General features: G+C 29.1%; 16 protein-coding genes and 1 other RNA gene. 1 reads left to right on the forward strand and 16 read right to left on the reverse strand.

What is annotated here, in order from left to right; genetic code table 11:
• Positions 1 to 11: 11 nt before the first annotated feature.
• The 4 genes from QIA41_RS00600 to QIA41_RS00615 are packed head-to-tail and all read right to left on the reverse strand — an operon-like array spanning position 12 to position 4,477.
• Positions 12 to 1,355, reverse strand: coding sequence for an ATP-dependent 6-phosphofructokinase (locus tag QIA41_RS00600; protein WP_320292133.1), 1,344 nt, complete (start codon positions 1,353 to 1,355; stop codon positions 12 to 14).
• 30 nt (positions 1,356 to 1,385) lie between these two features.
• Entirely contained in the window at positions 1,386 to 2,357 is a 972-nt protein-coding gene (locus QIA41_RS00605; RefSeq protein ID WP_320292134.1) for a MinD/ParA family protein, read from the reverse strand.
• A 9-nt stretch (positions 2,358 to 2,366) separates the two neighbouring features.
• Positions 2,367 to 3,149: a potassium channel family protein gene (locus tag QIA41_RS00610; RefSeq protein WP_320292135.1), complete on the reverse strand. Its 783-nt coding sequence runs from the start codon at positions 3,147 to 3,149 to the stop codon at positions 2,367 to 2,369.
• Between the two features lie 5 nt (positions 3,150 to 3,154).
• Positions 3,155 to 4,477, reverse strand: a complete 1,323-nt coding sequence (locus QIA41_RS00615) for a TrkH family potassium uptake protein (protein ID WP_320292783.1) — start codon at positions 4,475 to 4,477, stop codon at positions 3,155 to 3,157.
• 97 nt (positions 4,478 to 4,574) lie between these two features.
• Here QIA41_RS00615 and cyaB point away from each other — a divergent pair, with 97 nt between their 5' ends.
• Positions 4,575 to 5,108: a class IV adenylate cyclase gene (gene cyaB, locus QIA41_RS00620; protein ID WP_320292136.1), complete on the forward strand. Its 534-nt coding sequence runs from the start codon at positions 4,575 to 4,577 to the stop codon at positions 5,106 to 5,108.
• Here the strand turns inward: cyaB and QIA41_RS00625 are convergent.
• The 12 genes from QIA41_RS00625 to rpoD form a co-directional block, all read right to left on the reverse strand.
• Entirely contained in the window at positions 5,082 to 6,527 is a 1,446-nt protein-coding gene (locus tag QIA41_RS00625; RefSeq protein WP_320292137.1) for a hypothetical protein, read from the reverse strand. The two genes, cyaB and QIA41_RS00625, sit on opposite strands and share 27 nt — an antisense overlap.
• Complete coding sequence (gene pgsA, locus QIA41_RS00630; RefSeq protein WP_320292138.1) at positions 6,514 to 7,143, reverse strand: CDP-diacylglycerol--glycerol-3-phosphate 3-phosphatidyltransferase; 630 nt, start codon at positions 7,141 to 7,143, stop codon at positions 6,514 to 6,516. Before pgsA ends, QIA41_RS00625 begins: the two co-directional genes overlap by 14 nt.
• Before the next feature lie 4 nt (positions 7,144 to 7,147).
• Positions 7,148 to 8,893 (reverse strand): threonine--tRNA ligase, encoded by a 1,746-nt coding sequence (gene thrS, locus QIA41_RS00635; protein ID WP_320292139.1) that lies wholly within the window; start codon positions 8,891 to 8,893, stop codon positions 7,148 to 7,150.
• Between the two features lie 164 nt (positions 8,894 to 9,057).
• Complete coding sequence (gene rodA, locus QIA41_RS00640; RefSeq protein ID WP_320292140.1) at positions 9,058 to 10,374, reverse strand: rod shape-determining protein RodA; 1,317 nt, start codon at positions 10,372 to 10,374, stop codon at positions 9,058 to 9,060.
• A 4-nt stretch (positions 10,375 to 10,378) separates the two neighbouring features.
• On the reverse strand, positions 10,379 to 12,178 hold the full coding sequence (mrdA, locus tag QIA41_RS00645) for a penicillin-binding protein 2 (protein ID WP_320292141.1): 1,800 nt from the start codon (positions 12,176 to 12,178) through the stop codon (positions 10,379 to 10,381).
• On the reverse strand, positions 12,178 to 12,660 hold the full coding sequence (mreD, locus tag QIA41_RS00650; RefSeq protein ID WP_320292142.1) for a rod shape-determining protein MreD: 483 nt from the start codon (positions 12,658 to 12,660) through the stop codon (positions 12,178 to 12,180). Before mreD ends, mrdA begins: the two co-directional genes overlap by 1 nt.
• Positions 12,660 to 13,505: a rod shape-determining protein MreC gene (mreC, locus tag QIA41_RS00655; RefSeq protein WP_320292143.1), complete on the reverse strand. Its 846-nt coding sequence runs from the start codon at positions 13,503 to 13,505 to the stop codon at positions 12,660 to 12,662. The genes mreD and mreC overlap by 1 nt, the downstream gene beginning before the upstream one ends.
• Positions 13,506 to 13,508: 3 nt before the next feature.
• A complete protein-coding gene (locus tag QIA41_RS00660) occupies positions 13,509 to 14,558 on the reverse strand; it encodes a rod shape-determining protein (protein WP_320292144.1) in 1,050 nt (349 codons plus the stop codon).
• 10 nt (positions 14,559 to 14,568) lie between these two features.
• Positions 14,569 to 15,537 (reverse strand): tetratricopeptide repeat protein, encoded by a 969-nt coding sequence (locus QIA41_RS00665; protein ID WP_320292145.1) that lies wholly within the window; start codon positions 15,535 to 15,537, stop codon positions 14,569 to 14,571.
• A 24-nt stretch (positions 15,538 to 15,561) separates the two neighbouring features.
• An RNA gene (gene rnpB, locus QIA41_RS00670) (RNase P RNA component class A) lies at positions 15,562 to 15,915 on the reverse strand.
• Between the two features lie 26 nt (positions 15,916 to 15,941).
• Positions 15,942 to 16,700, reverse strand: coding sequence for a zinc ribbon domain-containing protein (locus tag QIA41_RS00675; protein WP_320292146.1), 759 nt, complete (start codon positions 16,698 to 16,700; stop codon positions 15,942 to 15,944).
• A 13-nt stretch (positions 16,701 to 16,713) separates the two neighbouring features.
• Complete coding sequence (gene rpoD / locus QIA41_RS00680; RefSeq protein ID WP_320292147.1) at positions 16,714 to 18,609, reverse strand: RNA polymerase sigma factor RpoD; 1,896 nt, start codon at positions 18,607 to 18,609, stop codon at positions 16,714 to 16,716.
• Positions 18,610 to 18,611: the final 2 nt, after the last annotated feature.

Genomic DNA, 18,611 nt, shown 5'->3' on the forward strand with positions numbered 1-18,611 from the left:
TAATTAATTTATTAATTTTTCATACTAATCGGTTGTCCTGTGCTTGAAAGAACATCTCTCCAAAAAGAACCATTTGGATTAACCTTATTTCTATCAATCACCGCCATCTTAATCGGTATATGAACAAATTTAGTACTCCACAAACTAATCAACATTTTAGTCTTCCCAGACATTGCCGCATGCACAGCATTAGATCCAAGTCTAGCACAATAAAGCGAATCACTAGCATTAGCAGGTGAACTTCTAATAATATAGCTAGGATCGATATATTTAAGAGTAAATTGTATATTTTTCGCTTTAAAATATTCTGTAATTTTATCTTTAATATAAAGTCCAATATCCTCATAAAGCAAATTCCCAGAATCGTCTTTCTTGCGAGGAAAATGATCGAAATATTTTTGACCTGCTCCTTCTGCTATTAATATTACTGCATGAGGAATTTCTTCTAGGCTTTCTTTCTCTAAAAGTCGTCTTTCAAGATGCACAAGAAATCCATTAGGCCCTTCTATGTCAAAATCAAGTTCTGGAATCAAACAAAAATTAACATCATTAGACGAAAGTGCAGTATGAGCAGCAATAAAGCCTGAATCTCGCCCCATAACCTTAACAAGGCCAATGCCATTATAAGCACTATTAGCTTCAAAATGAGCACCAGCAACAGCTGCAACTGCTTGCTCCACAGCGGTCTCAAATCCAAAAGATTTTTGAACAAACATAAAATCATTGTCCACGGTTTTAGGAATGCCTACAACTGCTATTTTTAAATTTCTTTTTTCTATCTCCTCAGCAATAAGAAGAGATCCCTTTTGAGTGCCATCTCCACCAATATTAAAAATCATATTAATGTTCATTCTCTCTAAAGTGTCAACTATTTCCACAGGCTTAATACCACCCCTTGAAGAGCCAAGAATAGTACCTCCAAATTTATTAATATCGTCAACAACATCTGGATTAAGATTAATAAAAGGTGAATTTGACTCAGGAAGAAGTCCTTGATATCCAAATTTTACTCCGTAAATATTTCGAACTCCATAAATCTTCCATAAAGTTCTCACAATAGAGCGAATAACATCGTTAAAACCAGGACAAAGCCCACCACAAGTAGTAATAGCAGCTTTAACATGTCTGGGCACAAAATAAATTTTTTCTCTAGGTCCAGCTTTTTCTAAAAGAACATCTTCGTGCTTATCTCCCTTATCCTCATTTCTATATACACTAAACTTAATTTTATTTTTTTCATCAACAAAGTACGATGAACCTTCACTAGCATAAAAATCAATCAAAGGATTGCTTTGTTTGCACTCCCCCAAGCTATCTATTTTAAAATCTAAATTTTCATTTTTAATTCTATACACCAAATACTCCTTTATAGTATTATAGCCCAATTACTTTCTAATAAATTGACTTTGATCTTTAATCATATCGTATATGTCATCATAAATATAAGGAGACCCTTCAACAGGAGATTTAATTAAATTGCCAGCTATGAATTCAAAATATTTATTCAACTTTGAATTCTTTTCAAAATCAATAAATGGCACCCTATTATTAATGGCCTCTCTAAAACTTTTTGCAAAAGGCACAAAGCCTATAAACTCTATTGGTATATTAATATTATTCTTAACAACATTAATCAAATTTTCACACATAGCAATCTCTTCGCTAGTTTCTATTCTATTCAACACCACCCTAGGATAAAAATTATTCATCATCTTCTTAACTTTTAAAGAAGAACTCAAAGAAATAAGTTCGATCCCAACAACCAAATCTTTAAATCCAAGTTTTGTCCCTTCAATTTTATCTTTAAAAAAATTGCCAATATAATCGCGCTCAGGACTTTTTTGAGGAAAGCTCAAATATAAAAGACGATAAAGAGCATTCTTTAAAAAAGAATAAGCGTTAAGTATAGAAGGCGTTTCTGGTACCGTAACAATTATGCCACTATAAGATGCTAAATAAAAATCTATTGTATTATAAGAAGTACCAGAGCCTAAATCTAAAAAAATAAAATCAGCAACAAGGTCTTTTTGAATAGATTCTATGATCTTTTTCTTAATAGAAAAAGAAAGATTAGCTGTTCCCGTATAAAGAGCATCACCCGGAATGAGATAAAGCTTATCGTAAGATGTTTTACATACTAAATCTGAAAAATTTTTATCCTTTTTGTTAATAAAAGAACCAATGCCCACACCCTTATTTTTAACACCCAAACACGTATGTAAATTAGAACCCCCAAGATCAAGATCTACAAGTATTACAGTTTTACCTAAACTAGAGAGCTTATAGCCAACATTTGCAACAAAAGATGTTTTTCCTACTCCGCCCTTGCCACTTGCTACAGGAATAATTTTAGCCATTCTTAAATCCTAATTATCCTTATGATCTTTTTTAAAAATTTTCATAAAATTAAAAATCCCTACAAATTTTGATTTCTTTTCAGAATCTTTATTTAAATTTTCATCCTCTTTAGAAACCGAGATTAAATCTTTAATTAAATCTTTATTGTTTGTAAAATTTTCAATACTATCTGGTTTCCCACAAATTACAATTTTATCATCTTTTAAAAAAAAATAATCACCATCAACAAATTCATATCTAGAATTACTTAAGTTCCTAACAGCAATAACTGTAATCCCACATTCTCTTCTAAGATCAGCCTCAAAAAGGGTTTTTCCAACATATTCCTTAGGAATAACAGTTTCAGCAACAATAATATCATATCCAATAATATTATAAGTTGAAAGATTGGGAGATACTAATAATGGGGTCAATCTTCTTGCAGCATCTTTACTTGGAAATATAATTTTCGTTGCACCAAGAGTCTTTAATATTTCAGCATCATCTCTATTCTCTGTCTTAACGCATATTTCTTTTAAACCTAAAAGATTGCAATAGTGAGTTACAAGAGCGCTTTTGCCAAGATCATCATCAAAGTCAATCACAACAGCATCTGTATCTATGGGAATTATTCTTTTTAAAGCATTTTTGGTGAATTGTTCAACAACAAAGCTTTCCGTAGATATCACATCATATTCTTCAATAAGCTCTTTAGATGTATCTATAATAATAATTTGACAATCAAGTCTGCTTAAATCTTCAAGCAAATGAATTCCTAAATTACTAAGTCCAATAATAACAAATGTTTTCATATGCTTCAACCAACCAAAATATCTTGCCTTGGCCTTGTAAATTCTTCAAAACGTGATTTTTTTGAAACAAAAACAGCCATCGAAAAAAGCCCTATTCGTCCTGCAAACATAGTAAAAATTATAATGACTTTACCCCAAAATGACAAATCCTGAGTTACTCCAACTGAAAGACCAACTGTTCCAAAAGCAGAAAACACTTCATAACCCAAATCAATAACCCTCCAATTGCCAGATACTCCCTCAAAAAAAAGGAGCATAAAAAAGGAAAAACTTACAATAAAAATAGCCCTTGCAAAAAATAAAAGTGCAAATCTTATACTATCTATTGAAACCTTGTAAGACCCAATAATATATCCATTGCCATTCTGATTTTTAACAACAGCCAATACAATTAAAAAAAACGTTGTGATCTTAATTCCTCCTGCAGTTGATCCGGGTGCTCCACCAATAAACATGAATGGCAGAGAAACTATTTGAGTTCTTCCGCTTATCAAAGAATTATCAAGATAATTAAAACCAGCTGTTCTGGTACTAATTGAATAAAAAATTGAATTAAATATTAGAGTACCTATTGAATAACCATCTTCTAACTTATGCATCTCTGTAAAAAAGAATAAAATCGCACCAATTACAATTAAAGCAAAACTTAAAGAGAAAACTATTTTAGCATGAAGTGATAGTTTTTTTTTGTTCTTAATAGTATTATTTACATCTCTATAGACCATAAATCCAAGCCCACCACAAATTATTAAAATAGAAACTACAACTATAGCCTCAGGAACATCTCGCCATGCATAAATGCTCTCAGAATGCATGGAAAACCCTGCATTGCAAAAAGCAGAAATTGTCGTAAATAAGGCTTCTAGGAATGAAATATTAACCCCTCTAAGTTTAAAACAAATAAGTATTAATATTAAACCTATCATTTCAATTGAAAAAGTTATAAACAATATGCTTTTTAAAATTCTAATAGGATTATATTCTATATTTGAAAGGGAATACTGTTTTATTATTCTTGCATCTGTTAAATTCATTTTCTTTTTAGGTATAAGCAAATAAAAAGTGGTAATACTTATAAATCCTAATCCCCCAAGCTGGATTAGTAACATTATCAAAATAAATCCAAAAGTAGAAAAATTTTCTATTTCAACCGTTACAAGACCTGTAATACTTACAGCAGAAACAGCGGTAAAAAGAGCATCAATGTATGCCAATCTGCCATCACCTTTCCAAGAAATAGGCAGCATTAACAAAAAAGAGCCTATAAGCATAATTAAAACAAAATAACTAAAAAGCAAAAATCTGTCGCTAAATTCAAATTTCAACATATCATATAAAAAGTCGTTTAAATTATTAAAAATCCATCTTATATGGGAATAATATTTTAACATTGAAATATTATCATAATTACATTATTTTTAATATATGTTCGAAATAGAATCAAAAGCGCTTATTCCTCCAAAAGACTTAAAAAGAATTATTAAACTAGCAAATGCAAAATTAAAGTTTATTAAAGAAGAAATAAAAACTGACATCTATTACTCAAACCAAAAAAAAATTATAAGAATAAGAAAATTAAATACTCTAGAAAAAATTGTTACATTTAAAAAAAAAATATTAGACAAAAAAAAAAGTATAGAAATTAATAAAGAGATGGAATTCAAAATAGATAATGTTAATAATTTTTTAATCCTTATAAAAGAGTTAAAATTCAAAAAACTATACAAAAAGATAAAAAAAAGTTTAATTTATCAAACTAATAATTTAAATGTAGAGATAAACGAAATAAAAAATCTTGGATTTTTTCTAGAAATAGAAAAAATAATTAACAATCAAAACGAAATAGATTTAGCAAAAAAAGAAATTGAAAACATAATCAATCAATTTGGATTAAAAGAAAATCTTGAAATTAGGCCTTACTTTGAACTACTTTCATTGGCAAACCAAAGTAAAAAATAACTTGTTAGAGCTAGGGCCTAAGGTAGAGATTACAAACCCCTTATTCCCATAAATTCCAATCTGAGGACTATTAACACCACTCTTAAAATACTCCAATTTATTTAAAAAATACCAATTCTTATTCTTAAAATAAATTAATCTCACATTATTATTATCTTCAAAAGCTAAAAACAATTTGTTTTTATAAAGTTCCAGATCAATACTTAAACCTTCCATTTTAACTTTAGGACTTATATTAATCCATTTATTGCTTTTAAAAGAACAAATATTTACAATCGGCCTATTCTCAGAAACAAAACTCATAATTATTTGATTAAAATTGGAATCAAAAAACCCTTTAATAAAATTAGCCATATAAACAGAAGGAATATTTGCATTTACCCAAGCATTCTCACTGTTTACAATAAATTCAGATCTAATCTCATTATTTGCCCTATAATTATACAAAATACCCAAAAAAGGCTCAGATATTAGTCCAATATTTGATGAATTAACATTAGAATCACCTTTGCTTAAATAAGAGTGGATTACATCGGTCCAAATACTTCCATGACCCATATTTGAAATTAAATTTATTTTATATTCACCTTTAATTTCCCTTAAATAAGCCAAATACAACTTATCTTTTAAATCAATGCTAATATTTAATAAAGAACCAAAATTTTCTATGTATCCAGGACTAATATCAATCCATTTTCTACTATTAAATTTTTTAACTATAATCTCGCTAGCAAAATCAGATCCTGATTTTGTAACAAAAGCAATATACAAATTTCCTTTTGAATTAATTGAAAAATCAAAATTAACTATATTAATAATATTGCCATTAACTGATGAATCAAGATTAAACCAACCAACATCTTCAATAAACTCAGCAACTTTAATGTCATCGCTATTTTCCAACTGATAAGCAATATAGATATTGCTTTTATAAATCCTTAACACATACTTTTTAAGCTTAGTAGTTAAATCCAAAATAGGCAAATCTTTTAGGGTAAAAAATAAATCTTCTTTTTCAATTTTAGATGTTTTAGCTTTTAAAGAATCGCTATTTAAAATTGAAAAATCTAAATCTGTAAGCGAAAACTTTATGTTTTCATTTTTAATACCAACATATATTATTGCATAAAGAGAATTTTTATCTAACCTTATTTTAAAATCTCTTCTTCTTATTTTATTAGTTATGTACTTTTTGTTAGAAATATCATAAATTTTAAAAACAAAATCGGAATTTGAATTTTTATCTAGAGTTAAAATATAATCAGAAGATTTGCTGACTTTTAAATAAACACTTTCTTTACCATTTTTACTTAAAATGGTAACTGGACTAATTTCTGTTAATATTTGACTTACTTGAGCTTGAATAAAAGAAAATTTTGTAAATAAAAATAATAAAATTAATGCCTTATTTATTTTCATATTTTTTTACATTCAAGAATATTAGCAAATAATCTAAAAACGACAAAATTGCAAAAAAAGAAGCACAAATATACGCTGCTTGAACAATAAGCAAAAATTTGAATTCAAAGCTTAAAATGTAACTAATAAAATTTTGAATCGGGTCTATAAAGTTGAGTTGATTTAAAGTATAAAACAAAAGACTTGCAAAAGTACAAACAGCATAAAGAATTGACTTTAATTTTCCCAAAAAATTAGCCTGTTGAACTATATTGAACTGAATAATTAAATTTCTAACAAAACCAATAGAAATTTCTCGATAAATAAATATTACAAAAAAATAATAAGGGGTTATGCCTTTATAAAAGAAAAAAACAAAATACGTTAAATGCTGCAAGACATCCGCGTAAGGATCTAAAATTTTACCCACATTGCTTACAAGACCATATTTTCTTGCAAGATACCCATCAATAAAATCAGTAAATTCATTAAAAATGATTAAAACCCAAATAATCCCAAAAAACAAATATGGAAAAAATATATTTTCTAAAAAAAATAAAATCAATATAATAAAGGAAAGCATAATCCTAACCAATGTTATTTTATTAGGAGTAATAAACTTGATTAAATTATTCAATTTATCAAATCTCCTTATTTTTTATTTTTAATAAAATAAATTTAAGAGCCTCATCAAGTTCAATTTCATTTATTTGCTCATTTGTTCTTGTTCTAATAGATATTTTGCTTTCTGCTGCTTCTCTCTCACCAATTATAAACATATAAGGTACTTTTTTAGCCTGGTATTCTCTAATTTTAGCATTCATTCTTGAAGAACTATTATCAAGCTTTATTCTAATCCCCGCATTTTTAAATTTATCAAAAACCTTACTAGCATAATCCTCCACAACATTATTAACGGGAATAATTACTACTTGAATAGGGGACAACCATAAAGGAAAGGCTCCGCCATAGTGCTCTACAAGAATTCCAAAAAATCTCTCAATAGAGCCCAACAAAGCTCGATGAACCATAAACGGTCTTTTTTCTTTGCCATCCTCAGCAGTATAAGCCATATTAAATCTTTCGGGAAGATTAAAATCAAATTGAATTGTACTCATCTGCCACTCTCTCTCAAGCGAATCAACTATCTTAAGATCAATTTTGGGTCCATAAAAAGCCCCACCCCCTTTATCGATTTCATAAGGAACTTGAAAATCATTTAAAGTCTCTTCAAGAACCTTTAAAGACATTTCCCAATCAGCATCATTCCCAACAGACTTGTCAGGCTTTGTAGAAAGATACGCTTTTAAGCTGTTAAACCCAAATTTATTCCACATATGAATAGCAAACCTAAGAACTTCCTTAATCTCATGCGCAACTTGCGAATGAGTACATATAATATGAGCATCATCTTGGGTAAATCCTCTAGCTCTCATCATGCCATGCAAAGCACCTATCTTTTCATAGCGATACACAGTACCAAGCTCAGCCCATCTAAATGGCAAATCCCTATAAGAATGCTTGCCTGTATTATAAATTGCAATGTGAAAAGGACAATTCATGGGTTTAAGATAATAATCATTCTTATCCATTTCTATTTTTTCAAACATGCTATCCTTATAAAAATCTAAATGACCAGAAGTTTGCCAAAGCCAAGATTTACCAACATGAGGAGTAAAAAGAATATCATACCCATTTTTAGAGTGCTCTTCTCTCCAAAAATCTTCTATTAAAGCTCTTATTTTGGCCCCATTAGGATGAAAAAAAATAAGCCCTGGCCCAATCTCTTCATGAATAGAAAACAAATCGAGCTCTTTTGCAAGCTTTCTATGGTCTCTTTTTTTTATTTCCTCTCTCAAATTAAGATAAGATCTTAACTCTTTTTCATTATTCCATAAAGTTCCATAAATCCTGGTAAGCATTGTATTTTTTTCATTACCTCGCCAATAAGCTCCAGCAATACTAGTAAGCTTAAATGCCTTAGGATCAATTTTATTCATATTGTCAACATGAGGCCCCCTACAAAGATCTACAAAATTATGGCTCTTATAAATAGAAATTTCATTTTGTAAATCAAAATTTTTAATCAAATCAATCTTATAGGGCTCATCTTTAAAAATTTCAAGAGCCTGTTCTACGCTTATTACCTCTTTTTCAAAAGAACTACCGGTTTTTAAAATCTCCCTCATTCTATTTTCTATATCCAAAAGAGAATCTTCTGTAATTTGCTTTTTAAATTCAAAATCATAATAAAAACCATCTTTAATGGGGGGGCCTATTGCAATCTTAGTATTTGGAAATAAATCACACACAGCTTCTGCCATAACATGGGCTATTGAATGTCTTTTTTTATAAAGAACATCTTCTTTATCTAAATCTTTACTCACAACAGTACCTTTGATCTTTTAATTTTTATTAAAATTTTTATTAAAAAATTGAAATTTACATTCACAATTTTTACGAAAATAAGTACCCCAAATACTTAATTCCTAAATTAAAATATACAAAAAAATTTTCTAAAAAAATAGAGACAAGAAAACAAAAAAATAAATTAATCCATAGCAACTATTGATTCAATATTAAAATAAAAAGACATTGCTAAAAAAAATGTAATAGTCGAAGAACCTCCATAAGAGAGAAAAGGAAAAGGAATTCCGGTAATAGGAAGAATCCCTAAAGACATTCCAACATTAAAAGAGGTATGAAAAAATAAAAGTCCCAAAATTCCAGATATTACTAAAGCCATATACCTATCTTGACTTTTATTCATTATTATCAAAAATTTAAAAAAAAGAAAAAAAAATAATATTAAAATCGTACTAACGCCCAAAAATCCAAATTCTTCAGCAAGAATAGAAAAAATAAAATCTGTGCTCTGAGACGGCACATAATTAGCATGGGTATAAGGACCTTTTAAAAATCCTTTACCAAAAAGACCCCCAGAACCAATTGCTATCTTAACTTGATTTAAATTCCAACCAGCACCCTTAGCATCAATAGCCGGATCTAAAAATACCAAAAACCGTTTAATCTGATAAGTTTTCATCAACTTTGAAAGGACTTTTGAAAAAACTATTGAAACTAATAAAATAGAACTTGCAAAAAACACATAAAAATAAATTATCTTAATACTAAGGCCATACTTAGCAATAAAAAATCCTAGAACAGAAATCAAAAGTATTAAAAGCAACACTCCCATCATTACTCTAAAATAGAAAGGATTTGATAAAATAAGATAAAATACATTACCCATATTCACCTTATATTCATACCAAACTGGTAAAATTGCAAAAACAAAAGAAAAAAATCCTATTAACGCAAATGCTGAAACATAATGTAAATCTATTCCCGCAAAAAAGGAAATAAATATAAAAATGGTTAAATATACTATCGCTGTACCAAAATCGGGCTGCAACAATATAAGAATTACCGCTGGAAAAATTAACAAAAATGCAGCAATAAAAATTAAAAATTCATTGTGACCTTTTTTTTCAGTATAAAATTTTGAAAGGGTTAAAATAATAATAACTTTACCAAATTCAGAAGGTTGCCCCCCAAGTTGCCATATACCAATCCAAGACCTTGCTCCGTTTACAGTTATTCCAAAAAGTGCAGTAAAAATTAAAGCCAATATTAGTAAAAAATATAAAGGATATACCATGCTATAAACAAATTTTAAATCATATTTACCTACTATAAAAATTATGGAAAATCCAATAATTACCCAAAAGGTTTGTTTTATATATTCATTCTTAATTAAAGATCCATTAATATTATAATCGCTGGAATAAATCAACAATATACCAACAAAAGAAACTATAAATAAGCTTATCAAAGCTGAATAATCATAATTTTTTCTAAAAGCCATTAATCTACCTAATATACCATGGCCTATAACCTTTAAGAATATCTTCATAACTTTGATTTGCGAAAATACCTTGCATTATTAAATCTGTAGATTTTGCAGGCCACCAATCTACATTGCTTTTTGCCTCAACCAAACTAAAAACAATAATTTGATCATCAGATGAATCGTTATAAGGAGCAAGCCCAATAAAAGAACTATTTTCAAAACCATCTATGCCAGTTTGACCAGTACCTGTTTTGCCTCCAACCTTAACAGCTTTTGTAATAACTGCATATTTTGCTGTACCATAGGTTACAACACTTCTCATATATTTTTTCAGAAGCTTAAATGTATTCTTACTGATAAGATTTGTCTTTCTTAGTATTTCTGGCTTATTTTCAAGAAGAACTTCATTAGTACCACCCTTTAAAATTTTATTTACAATTCTAGGCTTATATACAACACCTTCATTTGCGATCATGGCAACCATATTAACAATCTGAATAGGAGTAGCATTCAAAAATCCCTGACCTATTGAAAAATTTACAGTATCTCCCCCTACCCAAGGCTGATTAAAAGTTTTTTCTTTCCACTCAGGACTAGGAAGAAGACCGGATACTTCATTTGGCAAATCAATTTCTGTTTTTTCTCCAAACCCGAATTCTTTTGCATATTTTCTAATTCTATCAACCCCAAGATACTTAAGTCCGAGTGTATAAAAATAAACATTAGAAGAATGCGCAACAGCCTCTTCTAAATTAACATACCCATGACCACCGGGTTTCCAGCAATGAAAAATTCTATTTCCAACTTTGAAATATCCAGGACAATAAATTTTACGATCTTTATCTATAACCCCCTCTTCAAGAATAGCAGCAGCAACAACTAATTTAAAAATAGATGCTGGTGGATAAACAGATTGAATTGATTTATTTAAAAAAGAGTAATCTTCTTTATTATATTTATTGTAAACATCAGTCATAGAATAATAAGGATAATTGTGAAGAGCAAGAATAGCGCCTGTTGATGGTTTTAACACCACAATAGAGCCATGCCTTTTTCCTAAAGCATTCTTGGCAAGATCTTGCACATCTTTATTAATATTAAGTACAACATCATTACCTGGTACCATATTCCTTATAATAGAACCATCGTCTATTCTTCTCTCTTTAGAATCCACCCTGTATTTAATTAATCCCTCTTGCCCTCTAATATAATTATCATAAACTTGCTCAATACCTAACTTTCCAATCGTAGAAGTATTATCATACCCACTAACATTGTAAAACGTTCTAAGCTCTCTTTGATTTATTTGACCAACATAACCGATCGAATGTGAATATGAATCGTCAACTAAATAATTACGCTTAAAAGAATAAGTCCATAAAAGAGCGGGATAATAAAACTTTTTTTCAGAAATTTTAAACAACATCTTTGGAGTAAGTTCAATTATTTCAACATCTTTGAGATACCCACCAGGTTCTTGAAGCTTAGATAAAATAATTGATTTATCAATATCTAGAGTGCTTGATAAAAAGTCTATCATCTCAACCCTAGTAGCAACAGGCATATTATAATACTGCTGTAAACTTATCTTTAGAATAAACATAGTTAAATTATTTGCTAAAATATTGGAATTAGAATCTAAAATCTCACCCCTTGAAGCATTGATTTTTTCCAACCTTGTTAAAAAAACATTAGCTTCCCTATCGTAAAACAAATGCTTACCAATTTGCATTTGAAATAAAATTGCCAAATAAAGCAACATAATTATTATTAAAAATAATATGCCAAATTTGTATCTAAAATTTTTTATAACACCCACTAATAATCCTCTTTAAAAGCATAAAAATTTCTAGTAAAATAACTTTGAATTGGATATAAAAAGTTAATAAACATTATATTTACAACAAGGTCAAGATTAAAAACTGAATAATTAAAAGATTTTAAATCTACAAAATCATAAAATATGACGGCCAAAAACCATAATATAATTTTTGAAAGAATAAAAAATATTGTCACACTAAGCATATTCTTAGGCATTAATAACTTTATTTTGTTGTTAAAATAAAATATTAGCGTATATCCAAAAACAAAAAATCCCAGTGGCAATCCTGTAAAATAATCCATAAGAAGACCATATAAAATGCCAGATAATAATCCTACATTAAAAATAAAATTTAAAGAATTAAAAACTAAAAAAATTAAAAAAATATCTATTGAAAAATAAAAATAAGTTGCAAAATAGTGTTGGGAAATTATACCTAAAAATGCACTGGAAATAAAATATGTAAAAAATGCTACCATTACTCACTAATCTCTTTGTTATTTTTAACGAGAAAAACATATTCAAGCTTATCTAAAACTATAGCCGGCTCTACTTCTATTTTTAAAAGAGAATTATAATCAAGAATATGAAAATTTGCAATCTTTCCAATGTAAATGCCAACTGGATATTCACTAAACCCAGCAGTAACAATAGAATCACCTATCTTTAAATCTTTTTCAGCAAGTTTATTAACATAATTCATTTCAAGTTTTTTACCATAGCCATTGCCTTCAATAAGACCTATAAACCTACTACTTTGAATCCTTGCCGACACAAAATTTTCATAATTAGTTAAAGGCAAAATTTTAGCAGTATTAGAATAAACTTTTACAACCTTGCCTACAAGGCCACTAAACCCATCCTGATATGCAACTGCTATCATATCTTTTTCTATCCCGTCATTAAATCCTTTATTAATGGCCATTAACGTCGATATATTTGAATAATTTAAATATATAATCTCTGCTGAAATAAAATTGCTAGAACTTGACGAATAAAAATTTAATTGTTCTTTAAGACGAACATTCTCTTGCCTTAATGATTGTATATTTTGAGTCACTATTTCAAGTTGCTGTATCCTTTTTTTATAAAATTCTATTTTATCCTTATAATTCTTGTATTCATTTACGGTTTTAAAAACATTAGAAATAAAGCTAAAAATTCCATGCATTTTATTTTGAATATAAGAATTAACGGTAAAAAACAAAAAATTATCAGATCTTTTTCCTTGAATGCTACTTGAATCATAAATCATAAAAACAAGAGAAATTATCAATACTAAAAGGACTTTGATAAAATTCTTGAATTTAACAAGAAAATTCATAACTTATTCATTGATAAAACTGTAAATATTCTTACTAATATCTATTCTATTGGCATAATCATAAAATAATCCAGCACCAACAGCTACAGAGAGAAGCGGATTGTCTGCAACATAAACAGGAACTCCGGTCTCTTTTGAAAGAAGTCTATTCAATCCTTTAAGAAGAGCTCCCCCTCCTGTTAAAATAATGCCGCGCTCAACAATATCTGTAGCAAGCTCTGGGGGCGTTGCACCAAGAGTTCGCTTAACTTCATCCACAACAACATTAATAGGCTCTTGTAATGACTCTCTTACTTCCATAGAATCAACAAGTTGCTTTCTAGGAAGACCAGTTACAGCATCTGTACCCTTAATATCTATTTTTTCTACCCTTAAATTTTGAATATCGGGATATACATTTCCTATTTGAATTTTCAATTTTTCTGCTGTCTGCTGACCAATTATAATATTGTGAGAATTTCTCATATACTTTATTATGCTCTCATCAAACTCGTCACCACCAGTTCTAATCGCTCTACTTACAACCATACCGCCAAGAGAAATAACCGATATTTCTGTGGTTCCACCCCCAATGTCACACACCATGTGGCCTGTAGGTTCAAAAATAGGAATATCAGACCCAATAGCAGCCGCAAGGGACTCTTCTATCACCTTAACTTCTCTTGCACCAGCATTCATTGCACTCTCTTTTACAGCTCTTCGTTCAACTTCTGTAATACAAGTCGGAACACCTATTACCATTCTTGGCTTAAAAAACAATTTTTTACGAGAAAAAATTTGATTAATAAAATATTTAATCATCTTCTCTGTATTTTCAATATCAGCAATAACTCCATCTCTAAGTGGACGCACAGCTTTAATATTTTCTGGAGTTTTCCAAAGCATTTTTTTAGCATTTCTACCAACCGCAACGACTTTATTGCCTTTAGTAATATCTATTGCAACAACAGAAGGCTCACTCATAACAACACCATAATCTTTAATATAAACTAATGTATTACATGTTCCAAGATCAATACCAATATCTATCAAAAAAGACTTAAACAAATTCAAATCAACCTCCCTAAAAGTCTTCTAAAGTAATTCCAAGCCTCTCTCTTGCTGCTTCTAAATAAGGATTAAGATTAAGAGCTTCTCTCCAATATTTTCTAGCCTTAGGATAATCTTTATCTTTCTTCCTATATATATCTCCTATTTTAACATAAACGCTAGAATTTGAACTATTAATTTCTAGAACTTTATTATAGTAACTAAAAGCATTGTCATAATCACCTTTATCTAATAGAATGTCTCCATAAAGCATATATACCTTTTGAATTAAATTTTCGTCTGTTTTCTCACCCTTTGATAATTTTACTTTCTCTTCTTCTATTATTTTTTTTATATACTCAATGCTTTTGTTTATATCATTTAACTTATAATTAACATAAGCCAAGCTCCAAAGCACTAAATCAGATTTATTTTCATTATAAGCTTTTTCGAAAAACTTTAAACTAGACTTGTAATCTCTTAGAAGTTGGTACGAATATCCCAAATACTCAAAAACATCCTCTTTAATGTTCATGAAATCAAAATTACCAACGCTTAAAGCTTTCTTAAGAAATTTTACAGCAAGTTCGCTATAAAACTCTCCTTTATGAGAATACGCCTTTCCCAATATATAATACAAAGGGCCTATAGAAACCCCATTATTTATAGAAATCAAAAATCTTAATCTTTCTATAGATTTATCTAAAAATTCTCCTTTTAAATATCCTTCATTTACTATCAAAGAATAATAAAAGTATGAAAATCCCAAAATTAAATTTAAATTAAAATCAAACCTATGATTTTTAATATCATTCTCAGCATAATCTATTATTTCTTTATATTCTTTTTTATCCCACAGTAAAAGCAAATCAACTTCTGTTGGCCCTGCTTTTAAATAGGAATTAGAAAAAGATTTAAAATATGATAAAATATAATAAATTAAAAAAATAAAAATGAAAATCATAAATGAATAGAAAATATATTTTAAATATCTTATTTCCATTTAAAACTCTCTTTTAAACTCATAAAATTAAGCTGACACTCATAAGCCGAGTTCTGTACTATGCCATCATCTCTCTTGTTTTTTTATCGCTAAAAAAATCATGCGATCTACCCGTAAGCATATCCTCAAGAACAAAGGGAACTTACATACTTGATCTTGCTCCTAATGAGGTTTATCTTGCCTGTATTTATTACTAAATAAGCGGTGAGCTCTTACCTCACCTTTTCACCCTTACCTTTTATGGCGGTAATTTTCTGCGACACTTTCTTAGGTTCAAAACCCCTAGGCATTACCTAGCATTATATTCTTATTGGAGCTCGGACTTTCCTCTTAAGCTTTAATTATTATAAAACCAAGCGATGGCTGACTGCCAGCTTAAATAAAAAGTATCAAATTAATTAATTTTATTCAACAAGATCTGCTAAACTACCAGGAATTATTTCATCACTTACTCGAATTTTATCCTGATAATAAAGTATTCTACTGCAATAAGGACAAAATTTAATATCATTGGGCTCACGCCTTACTTTATTTGCAAATTCAACAGGAAGTATCATATGGCAACCTTTGCAAACATTGTTAATCAAAGGCACAACTCCGTTTGATTTATTTCTTATTATTCTTTGAAATTTAAATAAAAAATCCTCATTCATTTTAGAAGCACAATCTAACTCTTCCCTTTCTATTTCTAAAAGTTTCTTTTTAATTTCTAAAAGTTCTAGCTCTAAACTATTGCTTTCAATCTTAAAACATTCTTCTTCTTTGGTATGCTTCTCGTTGACATCTAATATTTCCTTTTCTATTTTAGTTTTAAGACCATTAATATGTGTCATCTTTTTTCTAATTGTAACTTCATCATTAATAATAACTTGAAGTTCTTTTTCAAGGGCTTCATATTCTCTTTGGGTTTTAATGCTATCAATTTTTTCTTCTGCTTTACTCTTCCTTGAATTAATATCTTGAATATCCAACTTTAAGGCAGAATCTTCTTTTTGATATTCCTTAAACTTTTGTTGCAAATCAATAAGAACTTTCGATAATTCTTCAATCTGAACTTTTTTCATCTCCAAATATTTAGGAATACTTTTTCGCCTTTCCTCAAGCTCAAACTTAGACTTATATATAACTTCAAGTTTTTTTAATGTATCAATACTATTCTCCATCAATCCTCCATATTCAATTTAAATCTTCAAGATAATCTTTTAATTTTTGAGTTTTTTTAGGATTTTTAAGCCGCCTTAAGGCTTTAGATTCAATTTGTCTAATTCTTTCTCTTGTAACATTGAAATGAAGTCCAACTTCTTCAAGAGTTAAAGAATAGCCATCCTCAAGTCCAAATCTCATTTTTACAACTTCTTGCTCTCTTTCAGGAAGAGTTCCAAGAATTGCTCTTATTTGATCTTGCAAAACTACAAAAGATGTGTGATTTGCGGGATTTTTTATTGCCTTATCCTCAATAAAATCACTAAGAACAGAATCTTCCTCTTCTCCAATTGGTGTTTCAAGAGAAACAGGCTCTCTTGAAACACTTTTTACAGTTTTCACCTTCTTAAGCTCCCATCCAAGTCTATCTGAAAGCTCTTCATCTGTGGGATCTTTGCCTAAAACTTGTATTAAATATCTGGTTTCTCTATTAAGTCTATTTATTTGCTCAATCATATGTACAGGAACTCTAATGGTTCGAGCTTGATCAGAAATAGATCTTGTTATGGCTTGCCTAATCCACCAAGTAGCATAAGTTGAAAACTTAAAACCTCTCTTATATTCGAACTTTTCAACAGCTTTAATTAATCCAATATTGCCTTCTTGAACAAGATCAAAAAAATGAAGACCCCTATTTGCATATTTTTTAGCAATGCTTACAACAAGTCTTAAATTAGCCTTAATCAGCTGATCTTTGGCATGCTGCATCATTTGTTTCCCCTTAGCAATCTCTTCTGACATGCTTATTATTTTATCCATTGGATATTCATAATACATTTCAATTCTCTCAAGTTCTTTTTGAGCAAGCTGAGCTTCTGTAATCTGCTCCTTAATAGCATCTTCTTTAAGTTTAAGAGATTTTTCTATCTCTAATCTTTTTTCAGCAATAGTTAAATCCCTTCCGAGCACCCTTAAGTCTCTTATTTTTTCAATTTTCAACCTACTTAAAATTATTTTTTGTTGTCTTTGTAAATCTTTTATTTTGTTAGCAGAATCAATATAATCATCTGAAAAAATTCTTAATTCATCTTGATATAAAGGAATGCCTTGTAAAAGCTCTTTTAAGGCTAGTCTCTCCTTTTTTAAATTCTTTTCAAAAATATCTCCCCCAAGATCATACACCCTATGTTTATTATCCACATAACTTATTAAACGATCTTGAATTGGTTTTAAAGGGATTTTATAAAAAGAGGCAATTCTTTTTTTTTTATTATAATAATCAGGGTTACTCTCTTTATCCTTATCTTTTTCCCTTTTAAAGAACTCTTCCCTTTCCATTCTTGAGTAAATAATATTAACAAGATTATAATAATTTTCTATAACAAGTCCTTCATTTTTAAGAATATTCTCAATTATACTCTCCCCAGAATCCATTTGCTTTGCAAGTTCAACTTCTTGATTTCCTGTTAATAAGAACTCTTTTCCTATTTCTTTTAAATAAAGCTTTATTGGATCTTCCGAATGACTATCTTTTAAAACATTGCTTTTAATATACCCTGAACCCAAATAATCCTTAACAGAAATATCTCCCTCATCACAATCATCCAGCTTGACATCAATGTCAATATCCTCAGAACCACTTTGAAAACTATCATCTAAAATCATAAAATTTCTATCAGCTTCAATTTCCATCTCTTCCTCTTCATCATTCCCATCTTCGGTAACGACCAGATCTACTTCAGAAATTTTATTAACCAACCTTATTCCCCTATCCTCAAGCATTGAACAAATACAATCAAGGCTCTCTGGTTCTAATATGTCATCGGGAAGTAAATTTGACAATTCGCTAAAACTAAGAGATTTTTTATCCCCTAAATGAATAACAATACCTTCTATCAGCTTAGAATATTTCTTTTCCAAATCCGACAAAA

The sequence above is a fragment of the Borreliella sinica genome (genome assembly GCF_033969665.2).
GTDB lineage: Bacteria > Spirochaetota > Spirochaetia > Borreliales > Borreliaceae > Borreliella > Borreliella sinica.